Genomic DNA, 19,044 nt, shown 5'->3' on the forward strand with positions numbered 1-19,044 from the left:
ATAACGGCCCCGAATAAGGGCTTAATCTGAAAATCAAACAAGAAATGCCCGCAAGGCAAAATTCCCAGTCGTCAGCTTCCGCACACGTTGGCCTCGGTGCGGAGATGCTCAATCCATTCAGAGGCGTCGGAGACGAGCAGAAATCGCCGAGTTACCACACATATAGATGTCCCAGCGCATCGAGCCTGCGCACCCGTCTCTCGTAATCTGGCATAATGGTTTCTAACGAGCGCCAGAACCGCCGTGAATGGTTGTGTTCGAGAACGTGGCAAGCTTCGTGCGCGACGACGTAGTCAACCAGCGGCATCGGAGCCATTATCAATCGCCAATTCAGACGTATGGTCCCGCGTGCATCACAGCTTCCCCACCGCTTTGACTGGTCCACAACACGAACAGTCGGAGCTGCAATCCCAAGCCGCTCGGCAGCGTAGGATGCTCGATCGCAAAAATGCACTTTTGCGTGGTCGCGATACCAGTGTCGCAACGCACCCCTTACGGCAGCGCGGCGGACTAAGGGACTGGTATCTGGCGATACTGGCGCAACTAGCGACGAGCCTCGCGCCGTTATTCGGACAAGAACGGCAGCCTTATCCGGCACAACCTTGAGCCGGTACGGCCGACCCAAATAGTGGAATGTTTCGCCGCTGACGAACTCGCGATAAGTTGGAGCGCCACCAAGCTCCCGATAACCGGCCTGCTTGCGCAGCAACCATGGTCCCTTCTCGCGAACAATCCTTATGACCCGTTCGTCGTCCAAATCGAATGGTGCTAGAACGCGAACGCCGTCGTAGCCGACCGATATCGCGACGGTTTTTCTTCGCAAGGTGCGCTCAATCGAGAAGTTGACGATTTCACCGCCGAACTTAAGACTAAGTGGAAGGTGGGCAGTCATCGCGCTAATCTCGCCCGTGCTACGTCCATCACCTTGGCCGTGGCCGCTTCGATATTTGATGCGCCCAGGCCGATCGCTCGAAGTCGCTCTTTGATCGCTCGACGCATCTGACGCTGGACGTCCTCTTTGTGCTGCCAATCAACGACTACCGCATAGGTCTCTAACGCCTTCGCAACGTCGGTCGCAGCGCTGGTGCGCGCCTCGACTGAAACATCATCGTCAATGAAGGGCAGAATCGCTCCAGCCGTCCCCGTAAGGCCCTTCCCCGAAACGCTACCACCGGCACGCGCACCTGAAACTTGCGACGAAATTTCCTGCAGTCGCGCAAGCGCGCTAGCAGCAGAGACGCGGGCCTGCCGCCGATCGTTGACGATCTTCTCTAGCTGCTCCCATAGCGAGGCGTAGGCGGTCGGGTTTTCGTCGCGGTGAACGTGGATCTCATGACGAATCGCATGTTCTATTTCCGCAGCCTTCGCTTCCGGTGACGACATGGCGTCGAGATGCTGCTTAAATGCCGGGTCAAGGATATCGCGGGGTGCGAGAAGTTGCTCAACGCCTTCTGCGGAGAGGTGCTGGGCGACGATTTGGCCAACCTTCGCACCGTAGTCTTTCGGATCGAACGGCTCCTGATAGTGCGCCCGTCGGGCGGTTACGCGCAGCCGTGCCAGCCACTTCAGATCTGAGACATAGGGCTCTTCCAAAGCCTTTGGGTCCGGAAGAACCATATCCATCGCTTCCGAAAAGCGAAGGAAGTCCAGTTCGAATTTCGCCCGAACATCATCAGGGTCAAGCAGCGCAAGGCACAGCGCTTCATCTCTGCGATCAATGCCCTCGAACAGTCTCATAGCGGCCCGGTGACGGCTTTCAAGAAGCTGGATTTTCTCGGAGAGCGGGCGGAGCGCATTCGATACACCGTCTTCTTCTGAAAACAGATCCAACGCATCAGTGATGCGCCGATTGTCGCCCCAATAGTCGACTACAAGTCCATAAGTCTTGCCGTCCGCAGTTCGGTTCACTCGTGCGATGGCCTGCAAGAGCGTGTGTTCCCGTAATGGAGCATCAAGATAGAGAACTTGCTCAACCGGCGCGTCGAAACCGGTCAGGAGCATGTCACAGACGACCAATATCTTCAGCGGATCGTCCGGTCGCTTGAACCTGGCGATGAGATTATCACGCTCTCTTTTCGAGAGATGATGAGCTTGCAGCCGTGCGCTATCGCTGTTGGATGTTGACATGATGAGCGCACATTCCGGCGCGCCAAATCGACGCAAGGTTTCGACATAGCTCACAGCCACGTCGCGGCTCACCGTGACGATTTGCGCCTTGAAGCCGTTAGGCTCTATCGTTGTCCGATAGTGCTCTAGGATATCCTTTGCGATCGCCTCAACCCGGACCCGCGCACCTGCAAGCTTCTCCTGAAGCCTCACCCCTCGTTTCAGCTTCTCAATTTCTTCGTCGGAGAGTTCCGGAAACGCAGACCGAATATCCTTCACAAGGTCACGCCCGTCGATCCGCAACCGCGCATCACGCATCTCGTAAAAAATCGGAACGGTTGCGCCGTCCTTTACCGCCTGATCAATGAGGTACCGATGCAGATAGTCACCAAAAACTTCGCGCGTACTCCGATCTTTCTTGTCGATGGGCGTCCCGGTAAAGGCAAGCATACAGGCGTTGGGCAGGCCGGCGCGCATCCGCGCGGCGAGCGCGCCGTATTGCGTTCGGTGCGCCTCGTCTACCATGACGAACACGTTTCTTGCACTAGAGATAACTGAGGACCGCTTCGGTACGGCGCTGTGAAACTTGTGTACAGTGGTCAAAACCGTCGTTCCTGCACCACCGGCGACAGCTTTACGTAATGCTTCGCCGCTCTCGGCTTGAACAGGGTTTGGAAAGCCCGAGCGTTTGAACTGGGCAGTGATCTGATCGTCGAGATCGTTGCGATCGGTTACGATGACAAGTGTCGGATTTTCGGCCTCCGGCAAGCGGCGGAGTTTCGTCGCGAGAAACACCATGGTCAGCGATTTTCCGGAGCCCTGGGTATGATGGATAACCCCGCCTCGGCGCTGGGGATTTACGGCTGTCCGGATGCGTTCGATTGCCCTGCCGACAGCGACGAACTGCTGGTAGCGCGTAAGCTTCTTGACGCGCCGGCCATCGATCGTCTCGAACATCACAAAATTGCGTACAAGATCGAGGAGATTTGCAGGGGCGAGCAGGCCTGCAAGCAGGATATCCTGGCCCGTTGGCGTGCGTCCAAGTTGCGCAGTGAGTTGATCGAGAGCGAGCGGATACGGGTCCTTCCATTCCGCCCACTGTCGCGCGGGCGTTAGCGTCGTGCCGTACTTCGCCACGTCGCGGGCAAGTGCAATCGAGAATTGCGCCGTCTCAAATAGGCGAGGTGCGCCAAGCCCCGAAAATTCATCGCGGCCCTGATATCGACGGAATTGGCGGATGGCCTCGCCGATAGGATCGGCGAGCGCAGGCGACTTACATTCAATGACCGCGAGTGGCAATCCGTTCACGTAGACGACGATATCCGGGATGACGTCCTGGCGCGGTCCCTTGATTGAGACCTGCCGAGCGAACTCGAATACGTTGGCAGATGGATCGTCAAAATCAAAGAACCGCACGGTGCGGTCCTGCCGACGGCCGTTCTCAGTGTGGGGTGCGGTAACGCCATAAGAGAGAGCCGTGTGGGCGCTTTCGTTGGCCTCCATCAAATCGACGGCCGCGATGCGGGTCACCGCCGCGACGGCGCGGCGCACCCCATCTTCGGCAAGCCACGGGTTGAGGCGCGCTAGGCATGCGGCGAGGCGCAAAGTCAGAACCGGCTCGGTAGCCAGTCCCTCCCGCAGATGGCGGATATCATTAGGTGAAAGCGCCTGATAATCGAACAAAACGCGCAAGAGATCAGCAGCAGGCTCCTCGACCCATTCCAGCTCAAGCGCATCGCTGGCCGCAGTCATGCCGCCTTCCCCGGTTTGTCGCTATGGCGCGCGATAATGCTTTCGGCGAGGCGAAGACGACCGGAGAGAAGTTCTTGGGCGAGCGCAACGCGATTCTCGATCAGGGCTTCTAGAGCATCGCGCTCAAGTTCAATTCGTCGGTCGAAAGCGGCACCAACTTCACCGATTCGCTTCTGTTCTTGCAACGGAGGGAGAAGAAGTTGGAGCGCCTTGAACGTGTCCATGTAGATATCCGGAAGTACGCTGCCGGCCATTAAGCGTTGCCATTCGCGCGACATGTGCCGGAAGACTTGTTGCAAGTATTGGGGGTGAAGCTTGGGCCCGCATATCCAATTAGCGAAATGCTGACTGGTACACATCTCGCGTTCCATGATTGACGCTAGACCGACGTTCGCTGTTCGCTGAAGAACCACGGTTCCGGCCGGCAACAGCCGCGCGGATGAGTTGGCCAACCCTTCGGGACCGATCGTTTCGGCTGTCTCCGAAATCGTGAGCTTGCATAGCGCGTTCGCATCCTGAAGCGAAATCCAGGGAATGCTACCGTCCCAGTAGGTGGGCTCCTTCCGGTCCGGCGTATGTCCGCTTTCGAGTTTGGCAACCTTGGTCAAGGTCACGAGTTCCCAATCATTCGGGAGATGCGTCAAGCCTTCCGCAATGCGCCCGAGTACCCAACGATGGGGAAGCGCTTTCATAGGTACGTTAGAGCGCCTGATGCCGCGCGTGAGTAGCTCACGCATTGTCGCGTGTTTGGCATCGGCAATCGCCTTAATAAGCGTTTCCGTGCTCGCAATAACCTCCTCCACCGCGCCCAAGACCCCAGCAATCGCCCGCTGTTCGGCGAGGGGAGGAATGCTAAGGCGAGTGGCAAGAAATTCGTCAGTCGGAACACGATTTGCCTTCCGCGAACCGATGGCTGCGAACTTGAAACGGCCGTAGAAGCTCGGACGAGCGACAGTTTTCAAAAACCAATCGGGATCGACCACCCCGAGAAAGTCGAAAGCCGGGAGATCAAGCGTCGTCTGATACCCGTCTAGATGCGGAGGGATAATCCCGAAAGCCCCGTTGAGGCAATCCAGCTTGCTGTAGGCGAACTGGCCAGCTCGTCTGATGAAATAGTTCGTCGCGTCACTCCCGCCGCGATCTGAGCTCGCTACGATGCCGCGCCCGTAGAGCCGAATTGTCAGCTTTTTCGCACTGCTGCCATTACTCCCCTTGGTCCGGCTTTCCCGGATGAGATCGCCGATCTTCATCGGAGGCCATTGGCCGTTAGCCGACATAGCCCATCTCCTTGAGAAGGGCGTTCATGCGCGCGGCAGCATCGTCCCGCACCTTTTCAGCTGCCCAAAGCTTTCCAAGTTCCGTTTTTACGTCGATCGGCTTTTCGGGCTCCAGCGTGTCAATGTACCGAGAGATGTTGAGGTTGAAATCATTCTCCTCAATCTCTCGTATGTCGACGACGCGGCAGAACCGATCTTCGTCTTTCCACGCCTGAAAGGCATCGACGATGCGTGTAATGTTGTTCCCGCTCAAGATGTTCTTTTTCGGTCGCTCCTCGAATTCCTTCGCACCGTGGACGAACAGCACTTTGCCCTTGCGTTCAGGTGCTTTCGCCTTGTTGAGGATCAGCACCGTCGCAGGAATTCCAGTGCCAGCGAAGAGGTTTTCCGGCAGACCAATAATTGCCTCGAACAAATCTGTCTTCAGCATTCCCTCACGAATACGTCCGTCTCCAGATCCGCGAAACAGCACGCCATGCGGCATGACTACACCGCATACCCCCTTCGCGTTGAGCGTCGCTACCATATGCTGAACGAAAGCAAGGTCCCCCATGTTCTTGGGCGGAATACCGTAGATGAAGCGATTGTAACCCTTTTTCTCATTCTCACCGGACACATCCTCCGCACCCCAGGCATCGAGCGAGAATGGCGGATTGGCTATGACGCGATCATAAAGGATCAAGTTACCATCCGTATCGAGTAGACGCGGATTGCGGATCGTGTCGCCCTTTTCAATCCGGGCGTCGCTTAGCCCGTGCAGCAACAGGTTCATCTTTGCGATGGCCCAAGTGCCCAGGTTTTTTTCTTGTCCGTGGAGGGTGATGTTGATCGGCTGGCCGAGCCGTTTCCCTTCTAGCTGAGCTACGTGGTCTGCACTCTGGATCAACATGCCACCCGAGCCGCACGTGGGATCGCTGATGCGCATGCCGGGCTTTGGGTCCAGCAAATCGACGATCAGGCGCACGACATGGTAGGGCGTATAAAACTCCCCACCCTTCTTGCCGGCGTCATCGGCGAATTTGTCGATCAGATATTCGTACGCGCGCCCGAGCATGTCCGGCTCCGACAGCGCTGTATTAGAAAGATCGATCCTGGAAAAGTGATCGATCAGTCGCGCAAGCACACCCTCTCGGTTCTTCGCGTCGCCGAGACGCGATTCAGAATTGAAATCAATATTGGCAAGCACGCCCTCGATTGAGGGGTTGGCGTCTTCAATCGCCGCGCAAGCCTTGTTGAGCTGGTCGCCGATCCCAGTCGTCAGTTTTTTCAGTTCCGACCACCGGGCGCGTTCAGCAAGAAAGAACTCGTGCTCATCCGGGTCATTATAGGCAACGTCCGCCGGGAGCCCTGTGCGGATGCACTCTTGGGCCTCCTCCTCAAAGCGATCCGAAAGACGCTTCAAGAACAGGAAGCCAAAGATGTAGATCTTGTAGTCAGAGCTATCGATGGAGCCTCGCAAAATGTCGGCGGACCTCCAGAGATGGCTTTCGAGTTCAGCGCGTGTGAGCTTGGCCATTTTTTTCCTCAATGTTGTTGGTTGTCACCGAATAGGCGCGCATCGATCAGCCGCCGCACGAGGGTGCGTCGGATTTCAGCGGCTTCGATGGCGCTGCGGTATGCGGTCTGGGCGTCGCTGACGAGCGCGGCGATGCGTCGCTGCTCATCAAGAGGTGGCAAATCGATTTCGAGTTTCGCGAAATCCTTCGGGGATAGCGACAACAGCGTAGTCGCCCCTCGGCGTAGCATCTCGATCTTGGGACGAAACACCTCGCTCGATAGAATTGCGAAAAGCGCCCCACCAGTCGCGTCTGGCCCGGGACGGACGACGATGACATTGCCACTCGCGATCGCTCCGGCTGTAGCCTCGCCTACGAGACCAAACTTGAGCGCTGTGCCTCGGCCCGTGACAAGGACGTCGTCGATACGCACCGCGTAGGTATCGACCCGCCGCAGGTCTGCGAAAGTGACCCGGTCCAATCGATCAAGGGACGTGACATCGCCATCCAGAAGATCGCGAACGCCGATAACAGGCGATGTTTCGCCGGAGCGGCCCTTTGTCTCCTCACGAGAGACCCCGATCCCGGCAAAAACCTCTGCAACGTCGCCGAGGCGACGGCCAAACCCTGTTTTCCCTTGCAATCTGTGGTCCAGCATGGTCCTTTTGTGCGTACTTTTTCTACTGAAGTCAATACGAAATTGAAACGTAATAGACTACGACTTATAATTTCTAGATTTTCTATTGAAATTACCGAAATCTCTACCATCTTGTGCCAACCAGACCCTGAGTCTGGCTTTTGCAACCGGCCACAGGAGTGATTGATGGCTACACGAGCGGAGCCCAGCGGGCTCACACTGACGGCAGCGGATGCCGCGTTGATCAGAGGCATGATTGAGCGCGGCGACCGGCACCACGATATCGCAGCGTTTTTCGGTGTGAATCAGGGGCGGATCGCTGAAGTAAAAGGCGGCTCGCGGTTTCCGGGAGTTCCGGCTGCCGCCGCCAAGGACTTGCCGCCGAAGGGGCCCTACTTGGTTCCGAAGGTCGCATGGAAGGAAAACCGGCTGCGCTAACAGCCGGTTTTCCTAAACCTCGGGGCCGAAGCCCCGCTAGTCGTGTCTTGAACACCACGAATCTAGCTGGCCCCTTCCCAAAGATCAATGACCCGGCAGCTTCGGACGGGTCATCCTTATCTGATGAAAGGTGGCAGCCCATGGCTGACTACAGGATCGACTGCGTCAATAAACCGAACCGTAATAGCCCTCACGAGCACATTACTCATGTTGGCGGACCTAATCCGGATGGCTCAGGACAGTGGAAGGAAACTGTTCCGAACGTGGTCCGCTTCATCGAGCAGAAAACCCATCGCTTCTACACCGCCGAGGGCGGCGCGACAGCCTGGGTCGGCGTCCGGACGAGCGCCGCCGGAAATAAATTCCTCCAGACCTACGCTGACGGGATTTGGAAGGACAACCTGCTCGCTCTGAAAGAGTGCAGCTAACGGCAGCGGCACAGTAATTGAGCGAAAGGATCCGCGAGAAATCTCGCGGATCCTTTCGCTCGTCAGAGGAACCGTCACCTGTCCACTCGGAGAATTTTGGTGGCTCGCACCGGAGATCTCTAAGGAGAGCTGAATGTAATGGCGGAGAGGGAGGGATTCGAACCCCCGATAGGCTTGCACCTATGCCGCATTTCGAGTGCGGTGCATTCAACCACTCTGCCACCTCTCCTGAAGGCGCCATAGTAGGAGCAGGGCCCCTGTGGTTGGGGGCGTTAATAGGCGAGGATGGCGGGCCAGACAAGGCGCGAAAGGGGAAAATCCGCTGCCTCTTTCAGCCCCACACCAGCTCAATTCTTGCTTGACGCGTTTTCTTGACGCGAACCGGGGTCCACTTCGCTTGAAAACGCTTTGGACGGGAGGAACTGCCATGGAGCACCTGACGATCTCCGCCAATGGCGCCGAATTCCACGTGGTTCGCGCCGGACAGGGCAAACCGCTGCTTTTGCTGCATGGTTGGCCGGAATTCTGGCTGACCTGGGAGCCGGTGATATCCAGGCTTTCGGACCGTTTTGCGCTGATAGCGCCCGATCTGCGCGGCTTTGGCGACAGCGACAAGCCGGACGGGCCCTTTGGGCCGGAAGGCCATGCGGCCGACATGCAGGCGCTGATGGACGGACTCGGCATCGAGCGATTCGGGGTGGTCGGCCATGATGTCGGGGGCGCCGTGATGCAGCCGCTCGCGCGCCAGGCGCCCGAGCGGCTCGCCGGGTTGTTCTTCTTCGATTTCGTCTATCCCGGCATCGGGCCGCGCATGGCCGCGCCCGACCGGCTCAATCACATCTGGTACCAGTCCTTCCACCAGATGGAGATGGCGCCGGCGCTCGTCGGGGCGAGCCGCGAGAGCTGCCGACTCTATATTGCGCACTTCCTGCGGAATTGGGCCCATCGCAAGGACGCGTTCGACGACGTCCTCGACATCTTCGGCGACAAATTCTTTGAGGACGGCAATCTTGCCGGCGGATTTGCGCATTATCGCGCGTCGCATGCAGGCCGCGTCGCGATGATGAAGGGCGAAGCGCCGCAGCTGCCGCCGATCAACGTGCCAACCTGCGTGCGCTGGGCCGAGCACGATCCGCTGTTTCCCTATGCCTGGACCGACCGGCTGGGAGAGACGTTTGCCGAGCTCGATCTCGCGATGTTTCCGGGTGTCGGACACTTCCCGCATCGCGAGAATCCGGATCGCGCAGCGGCGGAAATCGCGGCGTTCTTTCAGCGGATCGGATGGAGCTGAATGACAGCAGGACAGTGGGAAGAACGGGTGGGACCGCCAGACGCGGTAAACACTGGCGGTCCCGTGCCGCTCATCGAAATGCTGGCCAGGAAGGGCGGCTTCGCAGGCCCGCTTGAGGCGACGATTCGACCCTAGCGGGCAGGCGGCTTCCCGCAACGCAATCCGTCCCTTAACCTAACCAGTCAAGGTTACTCCTTGTCGGCCTTGCTGTTTTCCTTATTGTTTTCCTTCGCCTTTTTCCCGTTCTCCTTGGAATCCCGGTCCTTGCCGTTGCCACCTTCCTTGCGGCGGTTGGTGAAGCGCGCATTGCCAAGGCCGGTGCCGATGGTGAGCACGCCCCAGCGGTCGACATCCTGCATGAACGGGACTTCGGAGAGGCCCTGAACCACGCCGTCATTGTGCATCAGGATCGCGGTGTCGTGCTCGCCGATCTGCGGAATGCCGTCGATCAAGCTCGCCGGCAGGTTGAATTTGCTGCTCTCCCAATTGCCGGGCAGGTTCTGCGCGCCCTTCTCGATCGAACCGTCCTCATTGATCACGCCGGGACAGGCGATGCCGATGAAGGGCGCGAGCTTGAGGCCTTCGGTCTCGGCTTCCGTGATCAGCCCCTTCAGCATTTTGATAAGACGCTTCACCGCGCCTTCGCGCGTCGGCTCGTCATCGGCATGGCGCCACAGCTCGGATTTGACGACCTTCGCCTTCGACAGATCCTTGGCCTTCTTCCAGCTCGTCTCCACCAGGCCGCAGCGGATGTTGGTGCCGCCGATATCGACGGCAAGGATGCTGTCGTGGGCCTCGAAAATCCAGGACGGCGCCAGATGCAGCGCACCGATCAGACCGGCCTCATCGGGATGGGCGCGGATCGGCACCAGGTCGATCTTGAAATCCTCGGATTTCAGGATGATTTCCGTGCGCGCGATCGCGAGCTCGCCGAGGCGGGAATCGCGAAAGCCGCCGCCGACCACGATGCGCTCGGTCTTGGCCCAGGCCTTGGTCTTGAGGAAGCGCCGCGTGACATAGGCGAGCTGCTGGGCAAATTCCTCGATGGCGCTGTGCACGATCGCGGACGCCTCGGTGTCGTCGCCGATCAGGATCGCATCCAGGGTCTTCTTGCTGATCTGGTCCGAGGGCTCGTCGCCGAACGGGTCTTCGCCGGATTTGCCCAAGGGCTTGCGCCAGCGGTCGAGCATCTCCCGGAACGCGCCCTTGCTGGCGCGGTCGCCGAGGAAGCCGTCCTCGTCCTTGATTTCGATGTTGAAGCTGTCGACATCGACCGACGGCAGCCGGCCCGCGCCGTGCTGCGCGATGCCCGTCGTCGCGACCAGTTCGTCCGTTGCCATGAGAGCCCTTGCCCGTGTCCAAATTCGCGGGGACAACGGCGCGGGAACCCGTTGGTTGCAGCGCGGGCCGAGATTCGCTTCCGGAGGTGGAAACGGCCCAAATCCTTCTAATCCGGGCGTTTTCCGGCGGTTTTCCTTGACTCTTCGGGCCTGGCGGCTATAAGTCCCACAACCGGCGCGGGGCGTTTCTCGCGCCGCTTGTTTTTGCGTGGGTTTTCAAAGGGATAACTCCCGCCCGCACAAAACTCGCATAAACCCATAGCGACTGACAAAAAGCCGGCCCCTGACGATCTTCGTCGTGAGGCCGGGATTGAACACGAAGGAAAACAACGATGTTCGCAGTCATCAAAACCGGCGGCCGGCAGTACCGCGTCGTTCCGGATGATGTCCTGGAAATTGGCAAGATCGAAGGCGAAGTCGGCACGATCGTGCAGCTGAGCGAAGTTCTGGTGGTCGGCGGCGACACGCCGGTGCTGGGCCTGCCGACGGTGGCCGGTGCGACCGTGGCCGTCGAGGTGCTCGACCACAAGCGCGGGCCGAAGGTCATCGCGTTCAAGAAGCGCCGCCGCAAGAATTCGCGCCGCAAGCGTGGCTACCGCGACGAGATCACGGTGGTGCGCATCAGCGAGATCCTGACGGACAATGCGAAGCCCACCAAGGGCCCGCGTCCGAAGCGGGAAAAGGTCGCGAAAGAAGAAGCAGCCGCCGCATAAAATCGATCACGCCAATTCACGAATTGATGCGTGAGAAGTTTTGAAATGATTCCGTCAAGGAATTGACCTAGACATACGCAGGATTTCGGAGACGAGCCATGGCTCACAAAAAAGCAGGCGGTTCATCGCGCAACGGTCGCGATTCAAAGGGTAAGCGCCTTGGCGTCAAGGTGTTCGGCGGGGAGCGCGTGATTCCCGGCAACATCATTGCACGTCAGCGCGGTACCACCTGGCATCCCGGCCTTAATGTCGGCATGGGCACCGACCACACTCTGTTCGCCAAGATCGAGGGCCGTGTTGAATTCCAGGCCAAAGCCAACGGCCGCACTTTCGTAGCGGTACTCCCGCTCGCAGAGGCTGCTGAATAGACGGTGGATCAATTTGGAGTCCGCCGGGTCCTTGACCGAACCGGCGGAGTCCTAGAGATCGAAAGATCAAAGGCTCCAGGGGAGGCAGGGAAACCGGCCTCCCCTTTCGTTTGACCAGTTCACTTTTCACTTAGTGACTTTGACGGAGCCGGACATGTTGCAGGACTTCTCGAGCGTGACCTTGCGTGAGGCGAGACCGAGCGTCGTCGCCACCGAACGGCTGACCTTGCGGCGGCCGACCCTCGCCGACGTCAGGACCATCGCCCGCCTCGCCAACGACCGCCGTGTCGCGGAAAACACCCGCCGTCTCCCCCATCCCTATTCGCAGGACGACGCCGTCGAATTCATCCGCGCCACCGCCGCGCTCGGCAGCGAGACCGTGTTCCTGATCGAGCACGACAGCGGACCGGTCGGCATGGTCGGTATCGACCGCTCCACGCCTGATAATGCCGAGCTCGGCTATTGGCTCGGCGTCGAGCATTGGGGCCGGGGCTTTGCCACCGAGGCCGCGCGCGGCGCGATCGACTTCTTCTTCGAGGAATTCGAGGATGACCATCTCTATGCGGGTGCGCGCGTCACCAATCCGGCCTCGCGCAACGTGCTGGAGAAGTGCGGCTTCCAGTGGAGCGGCGTGCAACTGCACCGTTTCCTGGCGCTGGGCTCGTCGACGCCCGTCGACTGCTTCCGCCTCTCGCGCGGGGTGTGGTCGTCGCTGAAGAGCTGGAGCAGCGCGCGCAGGATGAGGTAGGCCCAGCTCTCACCGCGTGTCGTCCCGGGGCGCGACGAAGTCGCGAGCCCGGGACCCATAACCACAGGAAGGAGTTGTCGGGCGAAGCTCCCACTCCGAGTCTTCGCCAAACTTCTCCCTGTGGGTATGGGTCCCGGATCTGCGCTCGCTTTGCTCGCTTGTCCGGGACGACGACCTTCTTGTGTCTTCCGCGTCAAACAGGCGGATTCACGTCCGCGCTCTCGCGCCCCAGATCGCGCTCACGCAAGTAGATGTAGAAACCGGCGCCGATGATGATCGCGGCGCCGACAATCGTGGCTATCGACGGCACATCGCCGAACACGACGAAGCCGAAGATCACCGCCCAGACGATCATCGAATACTGATACGGCACCACCACGCTCGCCGGTGCGAGCTTCAGCGACCGGTTGACGCAGAACAGCGCCGTCACCGAAATGACCCCCGCCAGCGCGAAGAACACGAGGCTGCCTGGGGTCGGCGGCACCCAGTGGAATGCCGACAGCACAGCGCCCAGCGAGAACGTGCCGATGAATTGCGAGGATGCCATCACGATATCGGGCGTCTTGCGCAGGCTGCGGGTGATCAGCATCAGCGTTGCAAACGAAAGACTGCCGCCGAGCGCGATCAGCGCCGGCAGGCTCACCGTTTGCGCCGACGGCCGCAGCGCGATCAACACGCCGCAGAAGCCGATCAGAATCGCCGTCCAGCGCCGCCAGCCGACCTTCTCGCCCAGGAAGATCGCCGACATCGCGGTGACGAAGATGGGACCGGCGAGATAATAGGTGATGACGTCGGCGAGCGGCAGATAGACGGTGGCGAGGAAGAAGGCGGCCACCTCGAGCGTTGACAGCACGACGCGAAACAGCTGCAGGCGCGGCCGCTCCAGTTGCAGGAACTGATGACGCTGCCGCCAGATCATCGGCGACAGCAGCAGCAGCGCCGCGCAGGCGCGCAGGAACAAGAGCTGCCCCACCGAATACGTCCCGACCAGGAACTTGCCCATGGCGTCGCCGAACGAGAACATGAAGATCGACAGCACCATGAGGGCGATGCCGGCCAGCCGTGCCGAGCGGTCGTCATAGGCGGAGAGATTTTTGAAGAAGGGCATTGGCGCCGTTTTAATCAAGCAGGCGCGCGCGACAAGCCCGCGCAAGCCGAATTGAACGGATTGTCGCACTCTTCGCGCCGCGGTAGCGATAGGGCGCCCACGAACAGAGAGCATTGAAATGACCGACTTCGACCCGGCCCAGCACCGCATGATCACCGCGCAACGCTGGTTTGAGGATTTCGTGGTCGGCGAGCGCTTCGTGCTGCCGAGCCGCACCCAGACCTCCGCGGTGTTCGCGGCCTTCCAGACCGCGAGCGGCGACACCCATCCGGTGCATTATGACGTGGAATATTGCCGCGCCCGCGGCATGCCGCATCTGCTCGCCCACGGCTTTCAGACGCTGATCCATACCGCGCCCGGCGCAGGCCTGTTTCCATTCATGGTCGAGGAATCCCTGGTCGGCTTTCTCGAGCAGTCGAGCCGGTTCCTTAAGCCCGTCTTCGCCGACGACACGATCTATCCGGCGCTTGAGGTCACCGAGCTCGTGCCGGGACGCACGACCGGTGCGGTGACGCTCAAGAGCACCGTGTTCAACCAGCGCAAGGAGCTGGTGCTTGAAGGCATGCAGAAATTCCTGATCCGCCGCCGCCCGAAGGGTTAAGCAAGGGGCCAAAATCGCGGAAATTCGGCCGATTTGCGGGTAAGTCCGGGTTGCCGCGGGGGACCGGCTGGCCTACCTATGGCCGATGAAATTCCTCGACGAAGCAAAGGTCTATATCCGCTCCGGTGACGGCGGGAACGGCTGCGTGGCGTTCCGCCGCGAGAAGTTCATCGAATTCGGCGGTCCCTCCGGCGGCAATGGCGGCCGCGGCGGCAGCGTCGTCCTCGAGGTCGCCGATGGCCTCAACACGCTGATCGACTACCGCTACCAGCAGCACTTCAAGGCCCAGAAGGGCGAGAACGGTTCTGGCTCGGACCGCCATGGCGCCAACGGCAAGAACATCGTGCTGAAGGTCCCCGTGGGCACGCAGATTTTCGACGAAGACCGCGAGACCCTGATCCACGACTTCACCAATGTCGGCGAAAAGTTCGTGCTGGCCGAGGGTGGCAATGGCGGCTTCGGCAACGCGCATTTCAAATCATCGACCAACCGCGCGCCGCGCAACGCCAATCCGGGCCAACCCGGCGAAGAGCGCTGGATCTGGCTGCGGCTAAAGCTGATCGCGGATGCCGGTCTCGTCGGCATGCCCAACGCCGGCAAGTCGACCTTCCTCTCCAAGGTCAGCGCGGCCAAGCCGAAGATCGCCGACTATCCCTTCACCACGCTGCATCCGCAGCTCGGCGTCGTGAACGCCGACGGCCGCGAATTCGTGCTCGCCGACATTCCCGGCCTGATCGAAGGCGCGCATGAAGGCACCGGCCTCGGCGACCGTTTCCTCGGCCATGTCGAGCGCTGTCGCGTGCTGCTGCATCTGGTCGACGCAACCTGCGAGCATGCCGGCAAAGCCTACAAGACGGTGCGCAAGGAGCTCGACGCCTATGGCGGGTTGCTCACCGACAAGATCGAGATCGTCGCGCTGAACAAGATCGACGCGGTCGAGCCGGATGAGCTGAAGAAGCAGAAGGACCGGCTGAAGCGCGCGGCCAAGAAGACGCCGCTGCTGCTCTCGGGCATCACCGGCGACGGCGTCAAGGAAGCGCTCCGCGCGCTGGTGGATGTGATCGGCGAGGCCCCGGTCTCGGCCAAGGCCAAGAGCGCAGCCGAAGCGGAGCCGTGGTCGGCGTGATCTCCGCTGTCGTCCCCGCGAACGCGGGGACCCATACCGCGTGATTTATCGGTTGGGGACGGTCGTGCTACCGAACAACGAGTCTTCGTCAAACCTCTCCCTGTGGTTATGGGTCCCTGCGTTCGCAGGGACGACAGCGGAGTGTGAGACCACGGGCGCGCGCATCACTGGCTTGTCTTCGCGCCCTCGATAGCGCAGCATCCATCAATCAAGAAACGACAGGGGCGAAGCATGGCGCGCGCGAAGAACGTTCTCTGGATCATGTGCGACCAACTTCGCTATGATTATCTCGGCTGCACCGGCCATCCCACGCTGAAGACGCCGAACATCGACGCCATGGCCAAGCGCGGCGTGCTGTTCTCGAAGGCCTATGTGCAGTCACCGATCTGCGGCCCGTCTCGGATGTCGTTCTACACGGGACGCTACATGCGCTCGCACGGCTCGCACTGGAACGGCTGGCCCTTACGCGTCGGCGAGCCGACGCTCGGCGATCACCTCAAGACAATCGGCGTGCGCAACGTGCTGGTCGGCAAGACCCACATGGCGCCTGACCTCGAAGGCATGAAGGCGCTCGGCATCCCGCCGGAATCGATGATCGGCGTGCACGTCGCCGAGTGCGGTTTTGAGCCTTATGAGCGCGACGACGGCCTGCACCCGACGGGCCGGCCGCGCCCGAAATACGACGAGTATCTGCGCCAGCAGGGATTTGAAGCGACGAACCCGTGGGAGCATTGGGCCAATTCAGGCGCCGCGGAAGATGGCTCGTTGCAGAACGGCTGGCTGCTGGTGCACGCCGACAAGGCCGCGCGCGTGCCGGACGAGCATTCCGAGACGCCCTACATGACGCGGCGCGCGATGGACTTCATCAGCGAGGCCGAGACCGACGGCCGGCCGTGGTGCCTGCATCTGTCCTACATCAAGCCGCACTGGCCCTACATCGCACCAGAGCCTTACGCGAGCATGTATTCGACCGATGACATGATCCCGGTGATCCGCTCCGAGCGCGAGCGGCAAAATCCGCATCCGGTGTTCGGCGCCTATATGGACATGCGCTACTCCCGCAACATGGCGCGCGACGATGCCCGCGAGAAGGTGATCCCGACCTATATGGGCCTGATCACCCAGATCGACGACCAGATGGGCGTGCTGATGAAGTTTCTGGAGGAACGCGACCTCCTGGAAACCACCATGATCGTGTTCACCTCCGATCATGGCGATTATCTCGGCGACCACTGGATGGGCGAGAAGGATCTATTCCATGAGCAGTCCGCAAAGATTCCGCTGATCATCATCGACCCCTCGAAGGAAGCCGACGCCACGCGCGGCACGCGCAGCGATGCGCTGGTGGAGGGAATCGACCTCGCGCCAACCTTCGTCGACTATTTCGGCGGCAAGGTGCCCGGCCACATCCTCGAAGGACGCTCGCTGCTGCCGCTTCTTCGCGGTCCGACGCCGGGCGATTGGCGCAAGGTAGCGTTCTCCGAATACGATTACGCCATGCAGGACGTGCGGCTGAAGCTCAACCAGCCGATCGAGCGCTGCCGCCTGTTCATGGTGTTCGACGGCCGCTGGAAGTACATCCACGCCTCCGGCTTCCGCCCGATGTTGTACGATCTCGAAACCGATCCGCAGGAATACGTCGATCGCGGCGATGATCCCGAATGCGCCGGCATCATCGCGCGGTTGCAGGCCGAGCTGTTCGACTGGGCGCTGCATCCCAACGACCACATCACCACGCCGCGCCAGAAGATCGCGAACTATGCCGACAACCAGCTCCAGGTGAGGGGCGGGATTTTGATCGGGATCTGGGATGAAGCCGAGCTTGCGGCCATCAAGGACGGGATCGCGCAGCGCGCGAAGATGTAGACTTCATGGTGAGGAGGCGCGACAGCGCCGTCTCGAATCATGCAGGCCCCGCTGCCACAGCCGGGCCTTCCATCCTTCGAGACGCGCGCAGGAGCGCGCTCCTCAGGATAAGAGATAGAGCACCGGCTAGCTAGCGATCAAGCACGCGCCCTTCAAATTCCGGCTTACCCCGCACCAGAAAGAGTCGGTACCACTCGATATCCTTTCGCTCGGCTATTTCGGCATCCGAGAATTTCGTCTTCTCGCCGAGACTCAACTGATCGATTCCAAGATTTTGCCCTGCCATATAGATTGCGTAATCGCCCCGCTCGACATCCGCGGTGATTGCCGCATTATTGTCGATCACCGACATGACGTGGATCCGTCCGCTTCCGGAATGGAAATGCACGCAGGTAATCCGCTGCCATTCGTCCGGCGAAGGCGGCTGATCGCTTGATATCAGCTCAATCCAATGATCATTGAGGTCCGCTTCCGTGCCGATCATCCGGAACGCGGGGACGCCGGCAAAACCGCGTTTGGATTTCGCAGCATCCCAGTTCCAGTCATCCTCGCTGCCAAGCGAGCTCAATGGATCGTCGCACACGACGAGCTGATAATTGCTGGCAAATAACCGGGCAGCACCGAGTAAGCGCTGCGTCATGTCCAGCACCTCAGTTAAGATCAGGCTTTAATTCTCGATCTTGTAACCCGTTGCCTTCACGATCGGCTGCCAGAACGCCGTGTTCGCTGCGAGCTCCCTGGTCAGCCCATCCGCGTTGCTGCCGACCGGGATCAATCCGATCGCCGTCAGCTTCTCCTTCACCTCGGGCTTGGCGAGCGCCGCACTTGCGGCCGCGCCAAGCTTGGTCGCAAACTCCGGCGGGCTGCCGGCGGGAAGCCACATGCCGTACCAGGCATCGGCGACGAGATCGATGCCGCTCTCCTTCAGCGTCGGAACATCAGGCGCGAACGGCGACCGCTCCGCGCTCGACACCGCAATGATGGTCACGCCCTTGGCGCGATACTGCGGCAGCGCGTCTGCCAGCGTGGTGATCCCAAAGGAAATGTGGCCGCCGATGATGTCGTTGAGGATCGGCGCGCTACCACGATAAGGCACACGCGTCAGCGGAATGCCGAGATCCTTCTCGAGCTTGGAGCCCATGAAATGCGGAATGGTGCCGTTGCTCGGGACGCCAAACGACGTCTTGTCAGGATGCGCTTTCAGCCACGCGACGAATCCCTTGAAATCGGAGGCATCGATCCCGGGGCCGATCACGACGGCGAACTCGAACCGCGCAAGCAGGGACACCGGCATGAAATCCTTCGCCGTATCGAAGCTCGGTGTCGTCTCCACCATCGGCAGCAGGTACATGGTCGGCCCTGTCGTCACCAGCACCATGCTGCCGTCGGGGCTTGCACCCTTCACGGATTTGATACCGATCAGCCCATCACCGCCGGTGCGGTTCTCGACCACGATGGTCCGTTGCAGCACCGGGGAGATTTCCTGCGCGATCAGCCGACACAGCGTGTCGCCGCCAGCCCCCGCCGCAAACGGGAAGATGATCTTTGTCAGCCCGGCCTGCGCTTGCGCCTCACCCGCCTGCGCCAGCAGCGGCAGGCCAAGATATCCCCCGAGACATCCGGCCATGAATTTGCGGCGATCCATACGCTTCCTCTTTCCAGCCCATTATGGTTGGGGCCATTAGAGCCAGCCCAGCCCGCGAGACAAGGCCGACGTTCGCCGTTTACCATCCAGGCCGCCTTGCGCCG

General features: G+C 60.4%; 18 protein-coding genes and 1 tRNA gene. 9 read left to right on the forward strand and 10 right to left on the reverse strand.

The window, feature by feature from the left end; all coding sequences use genetic code 11:
* Positions 1 to 151 precede the first annotated feature (151 nt).
* From ACLFLU_RS00215 to ACLFLU_RS00235, 5 genes are read right to left on the reverse strand one after another with little or no spacing between them, the layout of a single operon-like run.
* On the reverse strand, positions 152 to 892 hold the full coding sequence (locus ACLFLU_RS00215; protein WP_426410385.1) for a M48 family metallopeptidase: 741 nt from the start codon (positions 890 to 892) through the stop codon (positions 152 to 154).
* Entirely contained in the window at positions 889 to 3,858 is a 2,970-nt protein-coding gene (locus tag ACLFLU_RS00220; RefSeq protein WP_426410386.1) for a type I restriction endonuclease subunit R, read from the reverse strand. Before ACLFLU_RS00220 ends, ACLFLU_RS00215 begins: the two co-directional genes overlap by 4 nt.
* On the reverse strand, positions 3,855 to 5,135 hold the full coding sequence (locus ACLFLU_RS00225; protein ID WP_426410387.1) for a restriction endonuclease subunit S: 1,281 nt from the start codon (positions 5,133 to 5,135) through the stop codon (positions 3,855 to 3,857). Before ACLFLU_RS00225 ends, ACLFLU_RS00220 begins: the two co-directional genes overlap by 4 nt.
* On the reverse strand, positions 5,125 to 6,651 hold the full coding sequence (locus tag ACLFLU_RS00230; protein WP_426410388.1) for an N-6 DNA methylase: 1,527 nt from the start codon (positions 6,649 to 6,651) through the stop codon (positions 5,125 to 5,127). The genes ACLFLU_RS00225 and ACLFLU_RS00230 overlap by 11 nt, the downstream gene beginning before the upstream one ends.
* Before the next feature lie 8 nt (positions 6,652 to 6,659).
* Complete coding sequence (locus tag ACLFLU_RS00235) at positions 6,660 to 7,289, reverse strand: restriction endonuclease subunit S (protein WP_426410389.1); 630 nt, start codon at positions 7,287 to 7,289, stop codon at positions 6,660 to 6,662.
* A 231-nt stretch (positions 7,290 to 7,520) separates the two neighbouring features.
* On the opposite strand from ACLFLU_RS00235, the gene ACLFLU_RS00240 reads away from it, so the two are divergent.
* Together ACLFLU_RS00240 and ACLFLU_RS00245 are read left to right on the forward strand one after the other, a co-directional pair.
* Positions 7,521 to 7,706 carry a hypothetical protein gene (locus tag ACLFLU_RS00240; RefSeq protein ID WP_426414234.1) on the forward strand — a complete coding sequence of 62 codons (186 nt, stop codon included), beginning with the start codon at positions 7,521 to 7,523 and terminating at the stop codon, positions 7,704 to 7,706.
* A gap of 140 nt (positions 7,707 to 7,846) precedes the next feature.
* Positions 7,847 to 8,134: a DUF3892 domain-containing protein gene (locus tag ACLFLU_RS00245; protein WP_426410390.1), complete on the forward strand. Its 288-nt coding sequence runs from the start codon at positions 7,847 to 7,849 to the stop codon at positions 8,132 to 8,134.
* Positions 8,135 to 8,273: 139 nt separating this feature from the next.
* Here the strand turns inward: ACLFLU_RS00245 and ACLFLU_RS00250 are convergent.
* A tRNA-Ser gene (locus ACLFLU_RS00250) sits at positions 8,274 to 8,363 on the reverse strand.
* 198 nt (positions 8,364 to 8,561) lie between these two features.
* Between ACLFLU_RS00250 and ACLFLU_RS00255 the strand changes: the two genes are divergently transcribed.
* Positions 8,562 to 9,425, forward strand: a complete 864-nt coding sequence (locus ACLFLU_RS00255) for an alpha/beta fold hydrolase (RefSeq protein ID WP_426410391.1) — start codon at positions 8,562 to 8,564, stop codon at positions 9,423 to 9,425.
* Between the two features lie 188 nt (positions 9,426 to 9,613).
* On the opposite strand, the gene ACLFLU_RS00260 is transcribed toward ACLFLU_RS00255, so the two are convergent.
* Positions 9,614 to 10,765 (reverse strand): ROK family protein, encoded by a 1,152-nt coding sequence (locus ACLFLU_RS00260; protein ID WP_426410392.1) that lies wholly within the window; start codon positions 10,763 to 10,765, stop codon positions 9,614 to 9,616.
* Positions 10,766 to 11,097: 332 nt separating this feature from the next.
* Between ACLFLU_RS00260 and rplU the strand changes: the two genes are divergently transcribed.
* From rplU to ACLFLU_RS00275, 3 genes are all read left to right on the forward strand, one after another.
* Positions 11,098 to 11,478 carry a 50S ribosomal protein L21 gene (rplU, locus tag ACLFLU_RS00265; protein WP_234684355.1) on the forward strand — a complete coding sequence of 127 codons (381 nt, stop codon included), beginning with the start codon at positions 11,098 to 11,100 and terminating at the stop codon, positions 11,476 to 11,478.
* A 98-nt stretch (positions 11,479 to 11,576) separates the two neighbouring features.
* Positions 11,577 to 11,846 (forward strand): 50S ribosomal protein L27, encoded by a 270-nt coding sequence (gene rpmA / locus ACLFLU_RS00270; RefSeq protein WP_027533352.1) that lies wholly within the window; start codon positions 11,577 to 11,579, stop codon positions 11,844 to 11,846.
* Between the two features lie 154 nt (positions 11,847 to 12,000).
* Positions 12,001 to 12,594: a GNAT family N-acetyltransferase gene (locus ACLFLU_RS00275; protein ID WP_426410393.1), complete on the forward strand. Its 594-nt coding sequence runs from the start codon at positions 12,001 to 12,003 to the stop codon at positions 12,592 to 12,594.
* 193 nt (positions 12,595 to 12,787) lie between these two features.
* On the opposite strand, the gene ACLFLU_RS00280 is transcribed toward ACLFLU_RS00275, so the two are convergent.
* A complete protein-coding gene (locus tag ACLFLU_RS00280) occupies positions 12,788 to 13,702 on the reverse strand; it encodes a DMT family transporter (protein WP_426410394.1) in 915 nt (304 codons plus the stop codon).
* Between the two features lie 118 nt (positions 13,703 to 13,820).
* On the opposite strand from ACLFLU_RS00280, the gene ACLFLU_RS00285 reads away from it, so the two are divergent.
* From ACLFLU_RS00285 to ACLFLU_RS00295, 3 genes are all read left to right on the forward strand, one after another.
* Positions 13,821 to 14,303, forward strand: a complete 483-nt coding sequence (locus ACLFLU_RS00285) for a MaoC family dehydratase (RefSeq protein WP_426410395.1) — start codon at positions 13,821 to 13,823, stop codon at positions 14,301 to 14,303.
* A gap of 85 nt (positions 14,304 to 14,388) precedes the next feature.
* Positions 14,389 to 15,429, forward strand: a complete 1,041-nt coding sequence (gene obgE, locus ACLFLU_RS00290) for a GTPase ObgE (protein WP_426410396.1) — start codon at positions 14,389 to 14,391, stop codon at positions 15,427 to 15,429.
* Positions 15,430 to 15,660: 231 nt separating this feature from the next.
* The gene (locus tag ACLFLU_RS00295; protein ID WP_426410397.1) at positions 15,661 to 17,295 is read left to right on the forward strand and encodes an alkaline phosphatase family protein; all 1,635 of its coding nucleotides are present in this window, start codon (positions 15,661 to 15,663) and stop codon (positions 17,293 to 17,295) included.
* A 130-nt stretch (positions 17,296 to 17,425) separates the two neighbouring features.
* Here ACLFLU_RS00295 and ACLFLU_RS00300 read toward each other — a convergent pair whose 3' ends face one another.
* Complete coding sequence (locus ACLFLU_RS00300; RefSeq protein ID WP_426410398.1) at positions 17,426 to 17,935, reverse strand: hypothetical protein; 510 nt, start codon at positions 17,933 to 17,935, stop codon at positions 17,426 to 17,428.
* Between the two features lie 27 nt (positions 17,936 to 17,962).
* Positions 17,963 to 18,940, reverse strand: a complete 978-nt coding sequence (locus ACLFLU_RS00305) for a Bug family tripartite tricarboxylate transporter substrate binding protein (RefSeq protein ID WP_426410399.1) — start codon at positions 18,938 to 18,940, stop codon at positions 17,963 to 17,965.
* Positions 18,941 to 19,044 lie beyond the last annotated feature (104 nt).

It is taken from the genome of Bradyrhizobium ganzhouense, assembly GCF_049949285.1.
In the GTDB taxonomy this organism is placed as follows: Bacteria; Pseudomonadota; Alphaproteobacteria; order Rhizobiales; family Xanthobacteraceae; genus Bradyrhizobium; species Bradyrhizobium ganzhouense.